Genomic DNA, 22349 nt, shown 5'->3' on the forward strand with positions numbered 1-22349 from the left:
GAAAAGCATCCCATGTCTGATTCTCATACTACCGCAACCCCTGAAACAACAAATGCCGCACCGACGGCTCATCTCCCGGTGCGGGAGAATCAGATGGCGATCGAGGGTGAGGTGGAGCAGGGGGCAATCGCGGGGCAACGAGTGATGCGGGCGGTTGGGGGTGGCAGTCCAGAAACTCCACCAGAGCAGTTTGCAGGCGCGTTAGCAGTAATAGAGGGGCGATCGCAGACTGGAATGCTGCGACAGTTGCAGCGGAGTTATGGCAACAGCTATGTGGGAGCCGTGATTCAGCGTAAGGCGGATGGAAATGGTGCCTGTGCTGATTGTGAGAAGAAGGAAAAAGAGATTCAGCGCAAAGGGGAGGGAGAGGTTGGCGCTGTGCCTGATGGATTTGAGGCAGCGATGCAGCGGAGTGGAACGGGGCATCCGTTAGATGAGGGGACGCGATCGTTTATGGAATCGAGGTTTGGTCAGGATTTTGGTGATGTACAGGTTCATACGGATAGTTCGGCAGCAGAGGCAGCTAAACAGATCGAGGCGCAAGCATTTACGACAGAGCGGAATATTTATTTCGGACGAGGATACTATCAACCTCAATCTCATGAAGGACAAAAATTAATTGCTCATGAGTTAACGCACACTGTACAACAACGCAACAATGTAACATCACTTCAAAACAAAGCCATTAGTAGTTCAAATGATGCCGCAGAACGTGAAGCAGAGGCAATGAGTGAAAGCCTGACTTCCCAGATGATAGCCCCTGTTGCTACCTTAACTAACGCAGTACTTCAGCGGCAAGAGGATTCTGCTAAAGATTCTGCTAAAGATTCTACTAAAGATGTAGATCAGATCGCAATCCCAGCCGGTGTTATACCTGCTACGGGTCTTATTAAAAAGATACCTCCAGGGGCTGGGACTGAAACCATTACTTTTGAAGGCGTATTACTCTCTACAAATACTGAGTTTGCGAGATGGCAGCTTGAACAAATGATTGTCAGCAGCGGAGAAAACGGCACTGAAAGCTTTGTCAATCGTTTGGTTCAGACTCCTCAAAATGATCAACAGCAACTCGACTCCAATAAGAAATTGACTGAGGATTTATCAAAGTATGCTCCAGGTGATGTTAGTGGTGCCCCACTACCTCAATCTACAGTATCTGAGACAGAACATCGTATTCAGAATCAAGATCTGACCCGATCTATTGCTAAAGTTGTGCAATCAGAATTTGAAAAGCTACAGAATGACAATAAAAAAACTTTGTCAGATTTTGAACATGAAGGTGAAATCGCACTCTCAAACATGCTGACACAAAGCGAATTAAGGGTTATGACAGAAGCGAGTCACTACGGTATTCCACCAGAAGTCGTCAAAAAAACAGAGCCAACTCGCACCACTGCCTTTCCAGCAGCCAAAAATCCATACGATATTAAACAGCAGAATGCCAACCAACAGTGGGAGCAAGAATATGAACGACGAAGAGAGTTACAAGGCGCAGCGTCTCGTAAAAAACTGATTGAGGCAGCACAGGCACTACAAAAGAAACAAGCACAAATTACAAAGCTGAAGGAAAAAAGCGAAAAGACTGAACCAGGAAAAGCTTTTCCTACCCCTCAAACAGCGTTGGATGTCATCCCACTAATCAACGCCCAGGAAGAGTACAATCAGTTACGCAGAGAGAAAGAAGCCGAATTTCCTATTTTAGCTGTTTATGCTCAAGAAGGTGGCAATCTTGGGGATATTGTCAACCCCAGTAATGAGTTGAAAAATGTGTTGGCAGGTCAACTGGCTGAGAAGTTTGAAAAAATCCAGAAAACCGAAACCTATGTCAGTGAAGGCACCATTACTATATGGGATGTCCCTGTCATTGTTGAAGGGGCACGGGTCAAGCTCAAGATCGATCGTGGCACGATGCAGTGGCGAGTGATTCAGGATAAGGCTAATTCTGTCGCTCAAGCCAAACAAGATGCAAAAGAAACGAAAGAAGCGATCGGTACCATTGCCTTGATTTTGGGTCTCCTTGCTGCTGTTCCCACGGGTGGAGGCAGTTTGGCTGTTGTATCGGCTGTGGCGGGAGGAACTAGTGCTGTACTGGGTGCCTACGTTGCTGGCTCCGACTTGCAAGAGTATATGGTTCAATCAGCCGCATCAGGAAGTGATTTTGATCGGGCTAGGGCAATTTCCCAAAATGAGCCATCTCTTTTCTGGGTTGCACTTGGAGTAGCAGGTTCCATCTTAGATGTAGGTATGGCATTGAAAGCATTCCGGGCACTGAGTGGGTTACGCCGTGCAGTCGTTGCAGGTGAACATGGAGCAGAAGCTCTACTTCGTGCTGAAGGTAATCGGATTGGGAAGCAATTGGGCGATCGCATGGTGAAGGAGGTTGAAGGGCTTGGCAAAGCTGCAACTTCGGAAGCCAAAGGAGCCGCTCAAATCGTTGATAAAGAAGTTCTTGATACGGCAAAATTGGCTGAGGCAGCGGTCGAAGGTGTAGAAAAACACGAAATTATTGTTACTAAGAATGGCGCGTTCCGATGTTCTAAGAAGTGTGGAAATATTTTTTGGCTCTATCAAGATGTTTTAGATATGTATCCGTCAATGAAACCTCGCCTTGAAGAATTGGTAAAACTAGGAGAGCCTGGAGCATCAAAGATTGCAGCCATGACACAACGCATGGATCGGTTGCGGGAAATCAGTTTGATGTCGGCTGAAAATTTAGAATTAGCACTTAAGTCTAACTCTAAAGGCACAGTACTTGGCGATCATCTGCGGTTTGAGAAATATAGACGTAGTGGAGGTGTACTTGAGTACGAAAACTGGTTTGTACAGAGTCAAGAGAAAATTGTTAAAGGTGAGGAAATATGGGGAGAACTCTCAGAAGAACTCAAATTCTCAACATCCACCACGTCGAGTCCAAAAGGACTCACACCTCAACAGACAAAGCAAGTTTTAGCCGAGGCAAAGGCTATTGATACAGCAGAGAGTGTAGCTGGGAACTATCGAGGAAAATTTTCTAATCTTCATCCTGATTTTCCAGGTGGAAAGGAATGGCAGGTGCACCATTCGATTCCACAAAAATTTCGGGAAACTTTAAGAAAAGCAAAAATCAACGTAGATGGACCAGCTTTTCTACGCGGTGTTCGGACTACACCAGGTGAACTGAGCAATGTACATGCGAAAATCACAACACATTGGCAAAACTGGCATGCTGACTTCGTGAAGAGCTTTGGACGACAACCAACAGCCGCTGAGATTATTGAGAAAGCTAAAGAAGTCGATTGGCGATTTGGTCATTTATACTGGGAAGTAGAAAAAGCAGCAGGCATACCTGTCCCCACCAAGATTCCGTAGTCATTTGCTGGGTTGAGATTGCATACTCTATATTACGAATTGGATTAAAGCACAAAATCCAACGCTTAACACTTCCGAAAACTGTGGAGTAAAGCAGCCCATGTTTGACTCTCGTACTACGACAACGCCTGAAGTAACCAATGACACATCGACAGATCATCCTCCGGTGCGGGTAAACCAGAGGGAGATTCCCCAAGGGAGAGGCTCCGCCAACGAAGCTGAGGTAGAGCAGGGAGTGATGATAGGGCAACGGGTGATGCGGGCGATCGGGGGTGGGAGTCCGGCAGCTCCGCCAGAGCAGTTTGCGGAGGCGTTGGGAGGGGTGCCAGGGCGATCGCAGACTGGGTTATGGCGGCAAATGCAACGTGGTTATGGGAATAACTATGTAGGTAGAGTAATCCAAGCGAAGCTGACTGTGAACCAGCCAGGGGATAGCTATGAGCAAGAAGCCGATCGAATAGCGGCTCACGTTATGGCTACACCTCAAAGCGATCGATCCATTCAGCGGGAGATAGGCCCTAAAAAAGAGAAAGAAAAGATTCAAATGAAGCCATCGCTGCAACTCGCGCCAGATGGGAACCAAGAGGCTGGAGGAAATCTTGAGGGTCGGCTAAACAGCAGCAAAGGGGGAGGAAGCCCGTTACCCGATGATGTGCGTTCTTTTATGGAGCCACGGTTTGGGGCAGATTTTAGTCAGGTGCGGGTGCATACAGGTAGAGAATCTGTTCAGATGAATCAGGATTTGAATGCCCAGGCGTTTACACACAAGCAGGATATTTACTTTGGAGCGGGAAAGGCTCCTGCCAAGGATGCGTTGACTGCCCATGAGTTGACGCATGTTGTTCAGCAATGCTCCAGTGCTGGAACGCTCCAGCGTCAACCCGCGATACGTTCGACCCCAGCGTCTCGACCTGACTCAGCCCCCGGACTCGGCCCAACAAGGACTGAAGAGGTAGAAAACCTGATAAAGGCCGGTGACTTCCAGGGAGCAATCGATACGCTGGTCGGATACAAGTATATGGACCACGAGATTGATCTGAATCTGCTGGCTGATAAGAAAATGACCTATGATCCCAATTTAAAGGCGTCTGATGCAACAACCTCGATGCCAAGCTGGGACTATCTCAGCACCCCAGAAAAGGCTGAGCCAGCAAAGGTAAAGGTTGGTTCTTCCGCATTCTCCAGCGTGTCCTACTTTTACTCTGTCATCATGCACGAGTATCAACACGTACTATGGCAACAAACACTTGCACATCAAAAACAATCGCACCTAGCTCACAGCCAAGGCGACATGGCTCCGGATGAGGTAGAAGCAGGGGCCTGGGAACTCCTACATGCCACCGAGACTGGAGTGGCCCGTTTGCCGGACAAGGTTGCTCAGATTTGGGAGAATTTGAACGATGCGTTCTGGAAGCTCGACCCTAAGGCGCAGGCAAGCGAGCGTCAGTTGGTGGTTCGCGCCTTTCAAAAGGCGAAAACCTTCATGAAAGGAAGCCAACTAACTTTGGTTCCATTTAGTCCTCCTTAAAGTGTCAACCCTTGATTAATGGGCTGAAATGACTCCCTACACCACCAACCTCGAACACCTCTATGCTGAGCTGTACCGTCTCGATCGACTCATCGAACAGGCAGTCCAGCAATTTCGGGCAGCGCGTCAGCAAAATACCCCCGCTGAATTTCGAGGGCTATATATCTCCGACGACCAGATCGATCGCTCAATGTCCGAGGGAAATGAACCCCTGAAGCAACCCTGGGCAGAAGCCCAAACTAAAGACAGAGAGCTTCACGCAGAAATCCAGCAGCGAGTCGCAGAAACTCAATCGACGGGTGTCACCTTGCGGTTACCTTACCTGCAAAAAATATTTGACTTGAGCCTGTTTGAAACCGACCTGCTACTATTGGCGATCGCCCCAGAAATCAATCTCCGCTATCAACAACTCTACGCCTACCTGCAAGATGACGTTACCCGCAAACGCCCCTCCATTGAGTTGGCCCTCCGCCTATTCTGCTGTTCCCTAGCCGAACAGGTCAACGCCCGCTCAGCCTTCTTCTCAGACTCTCCCCTGCTTCACCATCATCTGCTTCTGCTCCACGAAGACCCCACCGATCGCCCCTCCCCCCTCCTCAGCCGCACCCTCAAACTCGACGATCGCATCACCGAATTTTTGTTAGGCAGCGATCGCCTTGACTCTCGCCTCCTCACCCCCCAACCCCTCATCCAACAAATCGTCAGCCAGCAAACCCTCAACGATTTACTCCTGCCCAGCACCATTTATACAGCGCTCCAATCCCTCATTTCCCTCAATACCGCCCACACATCCTGCTTCTGTCTGCTTTACGGACCTGCCGGAGTCGGCAAGCAAACTTGCGTCCAAGCGATCGCCACAGCCCAAAATCGCCCGCTCCTGGTCATCGACTTACCCGCTATGCTCAAAGTCGAGCAGCCCTTCCACAATCTCCTCACCCTTGCCTTCCGAGAAGCCCGCCTCTACCGCAGTATCATCTACCTCAACGGCTGGCACGAGCTACTGACTGATGCCACCTGCCAAATCACAATCCGTCAAATCGAATACGAAATCGAGCAATACAAGGGACTCATCTTCGCCGCCAGTCATACATCCTGGCAACCGACAGCCTCCCATCGGTATCAATTCATTCAAATCGAACTCCCCCTCCCCGACGAGCGATCGCGGCAACACCTCTGGCAACGCCTCCTCAGCCCAAAATCTACCGACCCCGACCTCAACCTCGATTACCTCGCCAGCGCCTTCCGCTTCACCCCTGGACAAATTCAACAAGCGATCGCTCGTGCTGAAACCCAAGCCTGCCTACAACAAGACATCCTCAATCACCTCACCCAAGCTGACTTGCTCGCAGGCTGCCGCGCCGAATCAAGCCGCCACCTAGTCACCCTAGCCCAAAAAGTCACTCCCCGGCGATCGTGGCAAGATTTAGTGTTGCCGAAAGACACCTTGGCACAGTTACAGGAACTTTGTCAGCAAGTCCGGCATCGTAAGAAGGTTTATACTGACTGGGGCTTTGACCAGCGATTAAGTTTAGGAAAGGGGGCGATCGCCCTATTCAGTGGTGACTCCGGCACAGGCAAAACTCTTAGTGCCGAAATCATAGCCAAAGAACTAGGGCTAGACCTCTACAAAATCGACCTCTCTCTAGTCATCAGCAAATACATTGGGGAAACTGAAAAAAATCTCAGTCAGGTCTTTCAAGAAGCCCAAAAAAGTAACGCCATCCTCTTTTTCGACGAAGCCGATGCCCTTTTTGGCAAACGTTCTGACGTCAAAGATGCCCACGATCGCTATGCCAATATTGAAATTAACTACCTCCTGCAACGGGTCGAGGAATACGAAGGCGTGATCATCCTGGCAAGCAACCTAAGCAAGAACATCGATCCGGCATTTGTTAGACGGCTACATTTCAGTGTCGAATTTCCTTTTCCCAATGAAGCTTATCGCCTGCAAATCTGGCAGAAAATGTTTCCACCCCAAACTCCCCTGTCCGACGAAATCGACTTTGAATTCCTAGCCACCAAATTCAAAATCGCTGGAGGCAACATTAAGAACGTTGCCCTCACCGCTGCCTTCCGAGCAGCCGAAGATGATAGTCCAATCCAGATGAAACACTTGATTCTATCCACGAAACGCGAGTATCAGAAGCTTGGCAAGATTTGTGAAAGAACAGAATTTGAACCATATTACGAACTAGTGAGGTGATGAAAACGCTGAGAGGATTTGTGCTTTTCTAGAGGAGGTTTAGGGGTTGACCCAAATACCGTTCGGTTAAGGAATTTCTTGGCTGAGGCAGGCTGTTCTTGAGCAGGGGGAGAAAAGAGTACAGAGTGAACTGTCCCGTTTGGGCGGCTTTTTATAGACACTCACCAAGACCTACTCAGATTTATTCTTGAACCGATAAGCCATTCCAGCAACGTCTTCTCTACCAGACCCTCCGCGATTGCTTACCGCTTTCATGCAATGAGTTAATTGTTGCATTGTGTATTTGTTGGATTAACCTATTGTTTACTAGTTATCTCATCACTTCTGCTGCTTCCAAACCAGGTTGTACTCTCTCTCAACAAACGCCAGCAGCTTTGACTGCAAGGATGACAGATATGGTTTAGCTTGTTTCCCCAACCACTGCAACAGCCAATCCACAGCCTCGTCACGGGTCGCCACTTGATGCAACTGCCGTAATCTCACACATAACTGCTGCATGAATTGGCAATCTTCGTCAAGCAATTCCAGTGATTTCAGGTGTTCGATTTTTACCGTGTAGTCACCGTCCCATGTCTGGACTGTACAACTGTATTCTCCAACATGGCTGACTACGCCCCAATAACCCGCTTTACCTCTCAAGTCTGGGTTATCCTTCGGCAACAGAAGGCATATTTCCCCAATATGATAAGGATTGGGTACTTTCGGACTTTCGCGTATCCTATCCACTACGTCTTTCACTATGCGACCAGATGGAATCTTATTGCCAGCTTGCTCTACTGCCTGCTGCCAAACATCCGCTTGCACAGCCGGTTCCAACTCGGCTTTCGCCAAAAACCGCAATTGTCGTTCGTTGGTCGGCATTGGAATTTGCCGACCAATGGTCGGCAAAAACTTTTGAAGATTCTCATAAACCACAGTTGCCGAAATCTTCAAGTACGCCGCGTCACGACTATAATTGAAGCGATCGCGGCAGTATTCTTCAAAAGTCTGGTGCGTGGAACGGTATAGCCGTCTGTCTCTCAACTCCATCAACGCTTGTCCTGCCTCCAAAAATGCTCTCTCCACACGGCGTTCCAAGTGTAGGCGTAAGCTTTGTTCTTCCTCGGTCAACTCTCTTATTTCAACAGCAGTAACCGTAATCGTTGCTGAGGCTGGGTTATCTTGCTCAAGAGTATTTTCCTGTGCAGAGTTGCTTGCTGGCTTTGGTTCACCAGATGTCGCAGGGGTAATTTTCTTGCGTCTGGATGGTGGTTTGTTCATTGCCCCACCTCTAGGCTGACAGCAGTCGAACAAATATTGAATTGTGTGATCATGGAATATATGTTTTTTATCTATCCCCCCAACCTGTATGAAGGATGGGGTTTTTCGTTGCTTTTTATATTTTGCAGCCTTAAAGCACTACCAAATATAAAACTCATTAAAAAATCTCATAGACCAATTATCAAAAAAACCACTACGCCAGAGGTATTACAACAACAAAATACTGTTTGGGCGTATTCTAGAAAATACCCTCTTCAAGACATGGGTAAAACAAGGGCTAATGCTTGATTATTTGACCGCGAGTATTACATTTTGGATGACTTTGTTTGGAGTACAAGAGTCGTTCTTAGAATTTCGCCTGGGTTATCTCGGTCGCTACTGGTTTCTTGCCATTAGTGCTAGCCTACTCCTTCCAGCAAGGCAGAGATAGCCCTGGCACGGCATTTAGTGAAGATAGATACTGCGGAATTGGCGCTATATGTTGAGCTACTTACAAAATTATTAATTTTGTAATTGTTGCCTATTTCTGTTATTTTTGAGCATGAACATAGTCTACAAAGTAAAATTTAGGAACAAGCCAAAATTTGAGCCAAGTGTAAGCTGCTAAACTTAATAGTGCTGTAATAATTAGCGTTAAACCAAGCTTAACTCGAAGCGGATCTGGGAGGATAGCAACTCCTGAAATAGTAATAGCAGAGTATGCCAACAATACCACTTGCAAACGCTGGATCAGCCTTAGCGCTCCTCGGCAGCTACTACAGTGCTGAGTATGTTGTTTGTAGCGATCAAGCAGTACAGTCCGACTGTCATTAATATTTGAGTTTTGTAAGAAATTAATTCCAACTTCATTCCACGGTAAATCCCCATTACAATACTTTTCAAACCAATTTCTGAACTCAATCACTAAACGATCTGCACTTGTAGGTAGCTTGTAGGCGGTTTTCCAGCTTTCAACTAACTTTTTTTGTTGAAAAAAACGTTCTTGCTGATGTAGAAGAATCATATCTCCATCAAGAAGTGGATTCCGAATTATGATGTGTTCTAACCAACGTGGTAATAGACTATAGATTGTTTTAGCAAAATTAATAGGAAATTGAGCCACAATTCTTGATCTGCCTGGAGACACTGGAATACAGTAAGTGACAATTCCTAACTGCTTTCCAGAACCAACACTAATTGCATATTCTAAACGGCAAGGTGGTTCAAAAATGATTGTTGTTCGTCCTGAGCTTCTTTCAATAACTGCTTCAATCAAATTTACTGTTGATTTCTCAATATTAATAGGTATAGGTACTCCTTGCTCTCGAATGCCTTGTACTTTATGATGTGCAAAAGGAACATGACTTGGATCTGCCACATTTTCAACAAGAGTTTGCCAATCATATTCCAAGTCGCGTACAAAAGAATCCCAAACAAAACCTTTGCTAGCATCTACTTGAGGTGAAAGAGGTAATGGCGTAGTTGCAGCCTGTTCTGCTGATCTAGCATCTGGCCAAACCCAAAGTAAATCATTTTGCTGACGAACAGGGAATGTAACTGCACAGAAGTTTTTTTGATTCCTAGTAATAATTTCTGGATCTTCTGCTTGGGGAATATATGTACAAACTCCTTGAGAATCAAACTGCCAGCCGTGATAACTACACATCAAATTACCCGTCTTTTCATCAATACGTCCTTCACTTAAGGGAGCAAGGCGATGGGGGCATTGATCTAGAAATACTTGGTAAGCTTTAGATGATTTAGGCTTCCAAATGACTAAGCGTAATCCCAGAATAACAACTGTGGTGGGGCACTTTGGATTGATATCTTCGATAGGAGAAAGCGGATACCATTGTCGAAAAAAATCAAAATCAGATTGTATTTTTGTATTCATTTGAGTAAACAAAAAGTAATTATACGTTTAGTATATGCAACTGCCATCATGAGATATTAATGGTAAGCAGCCAATCAACCGTGAGTGATAACAGATAAATAAATCATCAAGTGAGGCAATAGCGCTTGGTCAAATGATTGACCAGAGTGAAAAAGCTCAAGATGGCAAGAATTTTGAACACTAATTCCAGATTTGAGTTTTTTCAGGAGTGTTGGGATAATAACTCAGTGCTTATAGATTCTTATCGAAAAGTTGATTACCAAGTTTTGTCAGTGGGGTGTTGCTTGCATAGAGGGGAAGTTCAATGATTGCAATAGATAGAGAGATAACTGATTAATCGCATATATTAACTTCATGGTCAAAATCATTTAAATCATTTGTAGCTAGTTCTTTTTAAACTTTATAATATTTTCGTGTAAAAAAAAAGGATTTAGCTACAGGTGCATAAGACGAAAATTAAAATAGAATGGGGAAAAGCTAGTAATTTTTTATTCAAGGCTAGTATATTATATTACATATCATTTTCAAATCCAACTGCTGCACAAATCGTTCCAGATACTAGTCTTACTAACAATTCTCGCGTCACTAATCAAGGCAGTATTGATATTATCAATGAAGGAACTAGAGCAGGAACTAATTTGTTCCACAGCTTTCAAGACTTTTCTGTTTCTACTGGGAATACTGCTTTCTTTAATAATGCTGCTGATATTACAAACATTATTAGCCGTGTCACAGGCAAATCTGTTTCTAACATTAATGGTTTAATTCGTGCTAATGGAATAGCTAACCTATTTCTGCTCAACCCCAATGGAATTATTTTTGGTTCTAATGCTCAACTAAATATTGGTGGGTCATTTGTCGCAACCACAGCCAACAGTATTAAATTTGCTGATGGTAAACAGTTTTTTGCTCAACCCAACCAGAAAGAACCATTGCTAACAATTAGCGCCCCTACAGGGCTAGTATTTAGAGATAATTCAACTGGAACTATTCAAGTTTTAGGTGGCGGACATCGAATTACACCAAATGCAGGTTTATTCCCTACCATAGTAAACAACAATTCAACAGGGCTTTTAGTACAACCAGGAAAGACTTTAGCTTTAATCGGGAGTAACGTAAATCTGGAAGGTGGCATTATAACCACTCCAGGAGGACAATCTGAATTGGGTAGTGTAGGATCTGGTTTTGTTGACCTCAAATCCAATAACCAAGGATGGACTTTTGATTACGAAGGAGTTCGCAAGTTTGAAGATATTCAGTTATCGAAACAAGCTTTAATCAATGCTAGTGGTACAGGCGCTGGAACAATTCAGGTACATGGAAATAATGTCCATCTGACAGACGGTTCAACAATGTTGATTCAGAATTTAGGCGAGACTTCATCTGGAAATATCAATATTAATGCTTCTAGGTCTTTGGTTTTGGAAGGAACTTCTCCAAATGGCAATATTTCTAGTAGTATACTCACGGAAACAGTAAATACTGGAAAAGGTGGCGATCTAAAAGTTTTTACCCAACGATTAACGCTTCAGGATGGAGCAAGAGTAGGAGCAGGTACATATAGTAACGCTTCTGGAGGTAACGTAACTATTAATGCCTCTGATTCTGTGCAATTGTTAGAAAACAGGCTTGCTAATCCTTTTCGTCGTGGAGATACTATTAGCTTAATCAGTGCTGCTACTTTCGCTTCTGGGCAAGCAGGTTCTGTTCAAATGTCAACAGATCAGCTACGAATTACTGATGGAGGAACAGTGGCATCATCAAGCTTCGGAACTGGAGATGGAAACAACGTTATTGTCAATGCAGATTTTATCGAAATTACAGGGATAAAACCAGAGCGTTCTGCTCCAAGCACCATAGCAGCAGCAGCTTTTAATGCTGGAAATGCTGGAAGTATAAACATAAATACATCACAATTGCGATTGAAAAATGGAGGAATAGTTAATTCTGTTGCTTTTGCTACTGGAAATGCTGGCAGTATAAATATTAATGCTGAAAACTTTATAGAAGTAAGTGGAAAAGCTTCTAACTCTCAACCTAGTTTTATAAGCTCATCTGCCAATGTTGCAAATGAAACTGTCAGAAAAATATTTGGACTACCTTTGATACCAACTGGTTCTGCTGGAAATATAACCATTGACACTCCTCTTTTAAATGTCAACCAAGGAGGTTTAATTAGCGTAGCAAATGGAGGTTTGAGTGATGCAGGAAGACTTGAAATTAAGTCCAATACGATTAACATCACAAACAGCGGAGGCGTTACCGCAACCACTACTGCCGGACAGGGTGGTGATATTAATATTACCTCAAATAATATTTTTATACGCAATGGAATTATCTCTACAACTGCTGGTCAGCAAGGCACAAATGGTGATGGTGGCAACATCAATATCAACACAAATATCCTAGTTCTTGCGGAAAACAGTAGCATCACAGCTAACGCTTTTAAAGGACGAGGCGGAAATATCCTGATAAATGCTCGTGGATTATTTTTCTCTCCCAACAGTAAAATTACAGCTAGTTCACAATTCGGATTGAATGGTGACGTTCAGATCAACGGCTTTTACGTTGACCCTAATGGTATTGAGTCCGTACCAGAAGGACTTGCACAAAGTCCAAAAGTTGCATCAGCTTGCCAGGGACAGTCAGACGTGGCAGAAAGTGAATTTGTTATGAGTGGCGTGGACAGATTACCTCTGAGTCCTAACGATGTACCACCTATTAAACCAACTTGGCAAGATAATTTTGTTTCTAGTCAGGTCAACAATAATTCAGAGGAGCCAAAATTGCAAAAACAATCAACACAAATTGTAGAAGCTCAAGGTTGGGTGCAAGACTCTTACGGGAATGTGACCTTAACGGCAGAAGCAAATTCAGCAACACCTTATGCTGCGTCGTTCGCTAGCTTATGTTCTGAAGAAAATGTGTCAAAAAGTACTATAACAACTCATGCCCAGCAATGATTAAACGCCGAGACTGGTTTAAGTATGTATTTTCAAGCATTCTAGGGTTATTAACAGTTGTAGGCAAGCCATCCATTATCGCTGCTCAAGCTGTAAATAAAGAAGCACAAAAACGTAATCAAGCGCGACTACTAACCCAAATAGGAGAAAAGTATTTAAATGAAGGACGAGCATCGGAGGCTCTTGAGTCTTGGAAAACAGCCACAAAAATTTATCGTCAACTTGGCTACGAAGAGGGTATTACTGGCAGCTTAATTAACCAAAATCTTGCTCTACAAGCTTTGGGTTTAAATCGTTTTGCTTGTAACACACTATTACAAGCTCTAAAGCTAAATACAGATACTAAGATTTGTGCCATCTTGCCACAACAGTCTACTGAATTTACAACAAAACTATTGATAGCAGCGATTGATAGTCAAAAACATTTGCCAGTAAATCTATTTGCATGGCACAACTTAGGAGATGTCTTGCGCTTAATTGGTAAATTAGATGAATCAAAGGTTGTTCTAGCAAAAACGCTATCAATTGCTCAAAAAACATCCACTGTTGATAATCATGAGATTTTGCTGTCATTAGCTAATACTCATGAAGCTATTTATAAGCAAGCACGAAATAAATATTATGAAGTAGAAGAACCAGATTTTAAAAATGAAATTGTGGAGATGATTCAGCAACAAGCACTCAATTCACTTGAAATTTATCATCAAGTGAATTTGGTGTCAGCAAATTCTCCGGTAACACAATTAAAATCTCAACTGCATCATTTTAGCCTGCTAATAGATTTTGATAACTTCTTAACAACAGAGTTAAACTTAGGTAATTCAAAATTAGTTGAGATTCGCAATCAAATTCAACAACAAATTAAACCATCTGTTAACATAATTTTAAAAAATTCTTCTACATTCTCTCAATTATCAGCTAGCCAATTTGTTTATACTAAACTAAATTTTGCTAATAGTTTAAGTCAAATTCCAGATCAGCAATTACGTTCATTAGCTATTGAATATGGTCAGTCCGCTTTGCAAACAGCTAAAAGTACAAGTAATCAGCGAATCAAGTCTTACAGTTTTGGCACTCTGGGTAAATTACAACCAGAAAAATCAGAAGCATATTTTTTAAAAGCTTTAAGTTTGGCTCAATCAATTCAAGCAGAAGATATTGCTTACCAATGGCAACAACAGCTAGGAAACTTGTACAACAAGCAAGGAAGGGCTAAAGAAGCCCTCACAATGTACAAATCTGCTATTGACAATCTGGCACATATTCGTGACAGCATATTGTCAAGCAATACAGATATACAGTTCTTCTTTCAACAAGAAGTAGAACCTGTGTACCGTGATTATATGAAGTTACTTTTGAAAGATTCTAATCCTAATCTAAAAGAAGTCATTCAAATAAACGAACGTTTACAAACAGCACAGTTAGAAAATTTTTTAAAATGTGGCAAGCTTGACCTAATTGCTCTGAATGATATTCCAGACTTAAATAGTGCTTATGGGATCATTCATATCATTGATTTGGATGACACTATAGAAGTTATTTTCCAGTCTTCAAACCGCTCTCTTCATCATTACTCTGTTGAAGCAAATATAGTTAAAGATAATCTTAGTGATCTTTTATGGAGTTTACAGGATCAGAAACTCCCTACTATTGATGTACAACAAATTATTTCGCCTTCTCAAGCACTTTATGAAAAATTAATTGCGCCAATAGCATCATATTTACCTGCATCAGGAACATTGATATTTATCTTAGATAAATCTTTTCAAAGTATACCAATGGGCATATTATATAATGGGAAAAATTATCTACTCGAGCAGTACAGCATTGCAGCCACTCTCGGTTCTAGAATTAGATATCCCAAACCCTTATCAAAAAAGCGGTTTACAGCTCTCATTGCTGCTTTGTCTAAGCCCAGCCCCAGCTTGTTAGATCGCAACGCTCCTAAAGGCGTTAGATCACTACCCAAAGCCAAAGAAGAAGTAAAAGATGTCCAAAGTCAAACACAATCTTCCCTTACACTACTAGACGAAAAGTTTACTACTCCCCGTCTAGAGCAAGAAATAAGTAAAAATAATTTCCCAATCGTTCATATTAGCACTCATGGACAGTTTAGTTCAGACCCTTTGAAGACAGTACTTCTAGCCTATGATAAGGTTATCAATATTAGAGAATTTGACAAATTACTAAAAGGTAAAATTAAAACCGATACAGATGCAATTGAGTTATTAGTTTTAAGCGCCTGTCAAACTGCAAAGGGTAATAAAAAGTCAGCATTAGGAATGGCTGGAGTAGCCGCACAAGCCGGTGCCAGAACTACGATAGCTACTTTGTGGCTAGTAGATGCGGATTCTACTGCTTTATTAATGGAAGAATTCTACAAGGGATTGAAAAATGCTATTCCTAAAGCAGAGGCACTACGGATCGCACAACTAGCATTAATGAAAAATCCTAAATACGCTCATCATTACTACTGGGCCCCGTTCTTGCTCGTTGGTAGTTGGTTATAAATTCCCACAGTTTTAAACCTTCTTGCACCTTTGATAATTCCTTTAAGTTCTTATTACTTTTAGCTAACTTATTTGCTGTTGTGTATTCACTAAGAGCTTCATTAGGCAGTCCTGCTTCTAAGTAGCGATCTGCCAGTACTCGATAAATTTCAGGGTTTTTACTTCCTGCTGCCACTCTTGCCTTTAATGTTTCTATCGATTCATTTACCAGATTTTTTGACATGTATATAGTATCTAAAACCCCAACAGCAGCTTCATCAGGAGGTACTTTTACTTCGTTAACTTGTTTTACCAGTAATGCGATCTCCTGTTGCTCTTTTTCTGATAAAAGACCAAATACTAAAGGAGCATGACTTATGATTGAGTTCCCTTGATACGCAAACACAATAATTCTATACACACGTCCAAATCTCAATTGAGGTTGCCCTTCTGGATATGGCAATTTAGTATTATTTACTTGTATTTGCCAATTAACATTATTACCCTCCATCTCTACTGTGTAACTAGTAGCTCCTGGAACTGCACGCCAAGAAATTGATGGTCGGGTAGTCAAGATTCTACCGCCACTAATGTAAGGACTAATTAATCTTGGTCTTGGTACAGAATTATCATCATCTGGCCCTTTAAGTGTAGTGGGACAGTTCTGCGGTTTAAGATTCGTACATCGATACTTATCTGCCTCAGTGACTTGTAATGGCGCACATTTGTTGACAGCGTCAGAAATATTGTTTTGATTAATGTATAAAATTTTTCGATTTAAATAGCAAACGACTGTAACTGTGGCTCCATTCTTTGGGTGAATCTGATCTCCTGGGCACAGCGGACTACCTGCTTTTAAGTAGCGATCGCCTGGACTCATCACCTTTCCATCAACATTCTTGCACTGACGCAAGGCTATTAGTTGAGATTGCCCCCATGCACTACTAGAACTTGAGACAACTAATGTTGATATTGATGCGAGTGCTACAATTTGAACTGTGAATATTTTTTCGGCTATTGCACTTGTCGAATTGTGTAAAGTAAGCATCAAAATTTTCGTATGGCTATTTGCTAGTTAGTAGCATACAGGAAACAGGAAATAAAAAAAAGGCTTAGGGCGAAGATGGCGTCACAAACTCTCCCAACAAACGCTTTAATATTTGCAATCTCCATTGCTGAACTTCTAACTGATTAGACTCAGCAATCAAACATATCTCCCAAGTCAGCCTGGCATCATTAATTTCACCTAATGCTTCTTGCGCTTGCGCTAATAAACAATAAGCATCTGTTCTGGAATCCAGTTTTGTTGATTTCTCCAAATCAGCCTTCGCCTCGGCATAACGCTTTAACTCTAATTTTGCCCAACCTAAGTTTTTGTATAAAGTAGACTTAAATTTAATATTTTCAGTTTTTTGTAAACCTGATTTAGCTAAAGCAATTGCTACATCATATTTGCCATCTAAAATCTTCAATCTTGATAAATTATTAATGGCTGGTATTGCTTCTTTACTCATTTCAATGGCTAATATATACTGTTTTTCTGCCAAATCATACATTCGTCTATCATCATAGAAAAGTGCTAGCCCAAAACGCGATTCCCAATTGCCAGGCTTTAATTTAAAGGAATTTTCATAATTATTAATTGCACAGTCATCTTGGTTTAATTGCTGGCAAACAAAAGCTAAATTACTATAAGCATCTGCATCCCGGTTATTGTATTTAATGGCTAATTCATAATATTTTTTAGCTAACTCAAGGTCTTTGGTACTACGGACAGCTTTATCAAAGTAAAAACTTGATATAGTCCGATTACTCTGAGAACGAATTTTTATAGCCCAGTAAAAAAAATCTTGTGCCCCCTGAGAATTATTTGCTGCTTCTAACTTTTGTCCTTGAGTTACTAGGTAGTTAGCTACTACAGGTATAGAGAGAAAGACACACCCAAAAAATCCCAAAACAATCAATGTATATTTGCTGTATTGAAAAACTTTAGAATTAGCTAATCTATAATTTTTAATTTGCTGAGGTAGTTTTTCTAACCTCTGCAAAATGACTCTAGTTGTTTGCGGACGCTGCCCTGGTAAAGGAGCCATTAATTCATCAATAAAATCAGCAAAGGGCTTGTCAATCTGCGGCGTTTGCTCTCTCCAAATTAGATTTCCTGTCTTTTTATCTGTTGGAAGATCCATCAATTGAATGCCAGTCACTAATTGCACAAAAGTCCGACCCAGAGCATAGAAGTCTGATTGAGGTACTGCTTGACCATTTACTTGCTCCAATGGAGAGTAACGAGGAGTACTGACAGATGTAATTTCGTATCGTCCTCCCCTACCTGTGCTAGATCCCCCACTTCCACTGACTTTTGCCAAGTAGGTATCAGTCACTCGCCGTGCTACACCAAAATCAATTAATGCAAGTTGTCCACTTGACTGAAGAATTATATTAGAAGGTTTAATATCTCTATGAAAAATTTCTGTACGGTGTACTTCATCAAGGATTTCAACTAACTGTCGAAGCCATTGTAATGCTACGGATTGTGAAATTCGCCCATTAGACTCTAACCATTGTTCTAAATTTTCTCCTTCAAATTTATCCATGATTAAACAATGCAATGTTAGAGAGCTATTATTCGGAATAAAAGTGAAAAAGTCATCTATAGTACTTTTAGGAATACATGGGTGTTCAATAAGCCGTAAGATGAGAGATTCCCGCTCAATAAGATCAACTAACTGAGGTGTGTTCCACTTTAAAACTTTCATGACTCGCCGCTTACGCCCAGGATTCCATTGAGTGCCGGCATCGTCCACTTCAAAAACTTCCATATAGCTAAATGGGTTTTCGGTAAGCTCTCTTAATGGCTTAACTAGACAAATGCGGTCGTTAATTAGCAATGAAGTCCCACATAAGAGACAGTGACTAACGTCATCAAGATTTTGACGTTGTTTGCAAAGAGGGTTGATACAGTAACCCATATTTTAGTATGTATAACGTAATGCATAGAAATTTACTCACACTACCTCTGGCTGTCGCAATGGAACAACATATAAGTTGAAAATTTTAGGCAGCCTCATTTTAAACATCAATGTATACTACCATTAAATACCTGCATTGCTTAGTGAAGGAAGTGACAAATATCACACTAAACAATAGTTACTAGAAGACTCACTGTTTAGCTGAAATGAAAATTCAGTAGCCAATTTCAGTAAATAGCCTTAAGTGTAAGTGCTAATGTTACTCTTTTCTCTTACCGTACTCCATCAAAGATGTGTCTACGAAAGTAATTCTTATTGTAAGTAACCAACATTAGAAATTTCTATAGTACTTTTTTGAAAAAAATTAACTATAAAATGAAAAATCAAATATGATTGATACAATGCAATCTCCTCTTAAAACTAAGCCTAATCTATAAAAATGCCCATTTCGGGCATTTACTGTGTAAAAATGATTAACAAGGTTACAGTTTTTAGTACTGAATCGCAATTCCAGGCTCCTACTCACTCCTCCCTTAAGCAAACAGGACAGGAGTCACCAAAAGTACTTTTTACAGTGAAAGTTACTTTTGAACTAGCCCTAGCTGTAGTAAATAAGTTAGTGTTTGCCAAAAAAGGTAGATATCTATCCGAGGCTGAAATCCTTGTTATAAAGGGAGCGTGGGATGACAATGACTATGAAAAAATAGCAAGTAACTCATCTTACAGTCCTAACTACTTAAAAGGTGGCATAGCCCGTCGATTGTGGGATATGCTTTCTGAAACTATTGGAAATGGCGAACGGGTTGGCAAAAAGAATCTGCGTGATTTTTTGGAACAAGTTACTGAAGAATATTATGCTCAATCTGCGTCAAAAGAGGAGCCGAACTTCCCTGCCAACGACTTAATACAAGTTCTGGGAGGACAACTACCTGATGTGTCTAGTTTTTACGGACGAGTAAAGGAACTAACTCTTTTAAAAGAATTAATAACTAAACAGCGATGTATATCCTTGGTAGGAGTAGCAGGAATCGGTAAGACTGCATTAGCGGCAAAACTTCTAGCGGAAATTAGTGCAGAATCTCAACCTAGATTTGATTATTTGATTTGGAAATCAGTTGCTCATGCACCACTACTTCAGGATTTAGTAACCGAACTTTTAGATATAATTGAGCCTTTGGAAACACCCTCAAGCTCACCTAAGTATGCTCAAGCAATGATTACAATGTTGCTGAAGCAGATGCAATCACGCCGTTGCTTGGTTGTGCTAGATGAATCTGAAGCGTTATTTCAGACAAAAAATTTAGAGCAACGACTAGATTACAGACTATTTTTTCGCCGTTTAGTAGAAGAACAGCATCAAAGCTGTTTGCTCTTGACTAATCGAATTCTGCTTGATGAGCTGAATGATCTGATAGTAGCGAAGCGACCTCTTCGATTTTTTAGAATTGAAGGTTTAGATGAAGATGCGGCAATGCAGTTTTTGTCTGAAAAAGGATTGACTGACACAGAAAAGTGCCATCAATTAATTCAAACTTATCGTGGTAATCCTTCGGAACTAGAGGCAGTAATTGAGAGAATTAATCACTTTTTTTCTGGCAGTACACAAGTATTTTTTCAAAACCCAACAACTCTTGTCAGTAGTAAGTTTGAAGCAATGCTTAATCATGTTTTTGGTCACGTATTGACAGAAATTGAGCGAAAAATTCTGATTTACACAGCAGAGGAGATAGTTTCAACTACAGAATTTATTAGCTTTGCCAAGTTATTAAGTGATATCAGGCAGAGACAGAAAGCGTCTGTGTCAACTTTAGAGTTGATTAAAGCACTAGAAAATCTGGAAAAACAATCATTGATTGAAAGCAGTAAAAATCCAGTTACTAAAGAAATTAGTTTTACTCTCCAGCCAGTAATTAAAAAGTATATCTTAACCGATCCACAAGGATTGGTGCGTGTATCCAATGCTTTGCCAAATTTAGCGGTCGCATCTTAAGCAAAAGCTTTTCATAATATTGCAGGGTAATCTACCCTACACAGAGGTGCTACTAACCCTCGATTACCCCTAAAATAATCCTTAAAAAACGTGGAGGTCAAAAGCAAAAATCAAAACAACGTTAAACACAGAGGGCATTGTAAGATCAGAACGAACAAAAGATGGAGGTAAATATACAGGAACACAAAATTTAAAGGACAAAACGTACTTAAGAAGTAACGCTTTGTCCAAGGAGCAAAAAACTAAATAACTCCAGAGCGGGGTTATCTCACAAAAACCAAAGCGGTGGTAGTTAAAGTTTGGCGACTTGATTCCACTAACTGGTCAAAAGAGATTAAGTCCACGCTGCTTCTTGTATTATACGAGAAACCATACGAAACTGGTGCTTTTTGTGTGGCAGTTTTTGCTGTTGAAATTCCTCAAAGGGGCGAGATATTAAGTTTGATTAAGAAAAAACCCGAATTTCGTAGTTAAAAACCCTTAGCAGCGCAACACCCCCTCTGAAGCTTGTAAACCGAGTTATCAGGGGAAAATATTGTGATAAATAAAGAACGCTCCAAGAGCGCTGTAGTTGAGCGCATGGGGTCGAGTGCAGCTTTCGCATGGCAACTTTGTGCTGTGACGAAGGTAAATTTTCGGAATATCCAGGCTAGAGCAAGAGTTTCGCAGCTTGAAAAAGTTCTCCCAAAAAAATTCCTTGGAGAGAACCGATGAATGCCTCTCCAACTGAATATCCAAACAATCTCACGGCTGCGGAATACCATGAGTTGTTAGCTGGTAGCGCCATTCATCCGGCGTTGATTAAGCGCAACTTTTTCCATGTAGAGGGAGAATCAGTTTATGATTTCTTGTTCATATCTGATAAAATCCCACGTAAGAATGCGGGGCGAGTCACCGATGGATACTTAAAGCTGTATCAGCATTTGCTGTTAGGTGGGACGTGGATTCAATCACTTGACCCATTCAAGAACTGGCAACCGATGGAGTGGGGGCGGATTAAGCCCAACTTCCCGCGCATTGATTGGCAAAAAGGGAAACCCGTCAAATACGAGTCGCCGCCCAAAACCCCCAACCGCGTTACCTACTTTGATGTCGCTAACCCCATCCAGGACTTGGTTGCAAAGCGTTATTTAATTAAGCGCTATCATTCACTTTTAGCATTGCGCTTACTGGATCAACTCAATCCGCTAATATTTTGGGAGTGGATAAAGCAGCATCCAGAGATTCCAATTATCTTATGCGAGGGCGAGAAAAAAGCCGCTTGCTTGCTTTCATTGGGGTTTGTAGCGATCGCACTCCCTGGAATCTGGAACGGGCGAGTCGGAAGACGGGATTTTGATGAACGGTTGCATCCTGACTTAGTACCGATGGCTCAGGCGGGACGCAAGTTCATTATATTATTCGACTACGAAACTTCTTCTAAAACTAGGTGGTCGGTGTTTCAAGCCACTGTTCGCACTGCAAAAGCAATCGAATCGGCAGGTTGTGAATGTGAAGTTGCGCTGTTGCCGGGGCCAGAAAAAGGTGTAGATGATTTCGTGGTAGCCAGGGGTGAAGATGCCAATGTTTTGCTAACTGCAATTATAGACGATGCCAAATCACTTGCCGATTACCAGCGCTCCTATCGAGCTAAGAAATGGGGGTTAAGCAAATACCAGCCGGATGTCACTATTAATATTAAATATTTGACCCAAGCACTATGCATTCCTGATTTGGAGGAAAA

General features: G+C 42.0%; 11 protein-coding genes. 7 read left to right on the forward strand and 4 right to left on the reverse strand.

The genetic code is table 11. The features are described from left to right. The first annotated feature begins 12 nt into the window (after positions 1–12). The 3 genes from V7K69_RS20650 to V7K69_RS20660 all read left to right on the forward strand — a co-directional run bounded on the left by V7K69_RS20650 (position 13) and on the right by V7K69_RS20660 (position 7079). Positions 13–3348 (forward strand): eCIS core domain-containing protein, encoded by a 3336-nt coding sequence (locus V7K69_RS20650; RefSeq protein ID WP_335037670.1) that lies wholly within the window; start codon positions 13–15, stop codon positions 3346–3348. 472 nt (positions 3349–3820) lie between these two features. Next, positions 3821–4876 (forward strand): eCIS core domain-containing protein, encoded by a 1056-nt coding sequence (locus V7K69_RS20655; protein ID WP_335037672.1) that lies wholly within the window; start codon positions 3821–3823, stop codon positions 4874–4876. Positions 4877–4904: 28 nt separating this feature from the next. Beyond that, positions 4905–7079 (forward strand): AAA family ATPase, encoded by a 2175-nt coding sequence (locus V7K69_RS20660; RefSeq protein ID WP_335037674.1) that lies wholly within the window; start codon positions 4905–4907, stop codon positions 7077–7079. 318 nt (positions 7080–7397) lie between these two features. Here V7K69_RS20660 and V7K69_RS20665 read toward each other — a convergent pair whose 3' ends face one another. Both V7K69_RS20665 and V7K69_RS20670 read right to left on the reverse strand, forming a co-directional pair. Further along, on the reverse strand, positions 7398–8339 hold the full coding sequence (locus V7K69_RS20665; RefSeq protein WP_335037678.1) for a hypothetical protein: 942 nt from the start codon (positions 8337–8339) through the stop codon (positions 7398–7400). 529 nt (positions 8340–8868) lie between these two features. Beyond that, the gene (locus tag V7K69_RS20670; RefSeq protein WP_069068049.1) at positions 8869–10200 is read right to left on the reverse strand and encodes an aromatic ring-hydroxylating dioxygenase subunit alpha; all 1332 of its coding nucleotides are present in this window, start codon (positions 10198–10200) and stop codon (positions 8869–8871) included. A gap of 452 nt (positions 10201–10652) precedes the next feature. Here V7K69_RS20670 and V7K69_RS20675 point away from each other — a divergent pair, with 452 nt between their 5' ends. Then, positions 10653–13175 carry a two-partner secretion domain-containing protein gene (locus tag V7K69_RS20675; protein WP_335037680.1) on the forward strand — a complete coding sequence of 841 codons (2523 nt, stop codon included), beginning with the start codon at positions 10653–10655 and terminating at the stop codon, positions 13173–13175. Continuing rightward, a complete protein-coding gene (locus V7K69_RS20680) occupies positions 13172–15685 on the forward strand; it encodes a CHAT domain-containing protein (protein WP_335037683.1) in 2514 nt (837 codons plus the stop codon). Before V7K69_RS20675 ends, V7K69_RS20680 begins: the two co-directional genes overlap by 4 nt. Here V7K69_RS20680 and V7K69_RS20685 read toward each other — a convergent pair. Together V7K69_RS20685 and V7K69_RS20690 are read right to left on the reverse strand one after the other, a co-directional pair. Continuing rightward, entirely contained in the window at positions 15627–16712 is a 1086-nt protein-coding gene (locus V7K69_RS20685) for a tetratricopeptide repeat protein (protein WP_335037685.1), read from the reverse strand. The two genes, V7K69_RS20680 and V7K69_RS20685, sit on opposite strands and share 59 nt — an antisense overlap. 64 nt (positions 16713–16776) lie before the next feature. Next, positions 16777–18636, reverse strand: a complete 1860-nt coding sequence (locus V7K69_RS20690) for a serine/threonine-protein kinase (protein WP_335037687.1) — start codon at positions 18634–18636, stop codon at positions 16777–16779. A 469-nt stretch (positions 18637–19105) separates the two neighbouring features. Here V7K69_RS20690 and V7K69_RS20695 point away from each other — a divergent pair, with 469 nt between their 5' ends. Both V7K69_RS20695 and V7K69_RS20700 read left to right on the forward strand, forming a co-directional pair. After that, positions 19106–20626, forward strand: a complete 1521-nt coding sequence (locus V7K69_RS20695; RefSeq protein ID WP_335037690.1) for an NB-ARC domain-containing protein — start codon at positions 19106–19108, stop codon at positions 20624–20626. Between the two features lie 710 nt (positions 20627–21336). Beyond that, positions 21337–22349: DUF3854 domain-containing protein (locus tag V7K69_RS20700; protein WP_335037692.1), on the forward strand; the 1013-nt coding region annotated here is incomplete at its 3' end.

The organism is Nostoc sp., assembly GCF_036917775.1.
GTDB lineage: Bacteria > Cyanobacteriota > Cyanobacteriia > Cyanobacteriales > Nostocaceae > Nostoc.

What these genes read in the sequence shown, in the direction of transcription:
- V7K69_RS20660 (WP_335037674.1), top strand. Translation starts at nt 4,905, where the DNA reads ATGACTCCCTACACCACCAACCTCGAACACCTCTATGCTGAGCTGTAC.
- V7K69_RS20690 (WP_335037687.1), bottom strand. Translation starts at nt 18,636, where the DNA reads ATGGGTTACTGTATCAACCCTCTTTGCAAACAACGTCAAAATCTTGAT.
- V7K69_RS20680 (WP_335037683.1), top strand. Translation starts at nt 13,172, where the DNA reads ATGATTAAACGCCGAGACTGGTTTAAGTATGTATTTTCAAGCATTCTA.
- V7K69_RS20655 (WP_335037672.1), top strand. Translation starts at nt 3,821, where the DNA reads ATGGCTACACCTCAAAGCGATCGATCCATTCAGCGGGAGATAGGCCCT.
- V7K69_RS20665 (WP_335037678.1), bottom strand. Translation starts at nt 8,339, where the DNA reads ATGAACAAACCACCATCCAGACGCAAGAAAATTACCCCTGCGACATCT.
- V7K69_RS20650 (WP_335037670.1), top strand. Translation starts at nt 13, where the DNA reads ATGTCTGATTCTCATACTACCGCAACCCCTGAAACAACAAATGCCGCA.
- V7K69_RS20685 (WP_335037685.1), bottom strand. Translation starts at nt 16,712, where the DNA reads ATGCTTACTTTACACAATTCGACAAGTGCAATAGCCGAAAAAATATTC.
- V7K69_RS20695 (WP_335037690.1), top strand. Translation starts at nt 19,106, where the DNA reads ATGATTAACAAGGTTACAGTTTTTAGTACTGAATCGCAATTCCAGGCT.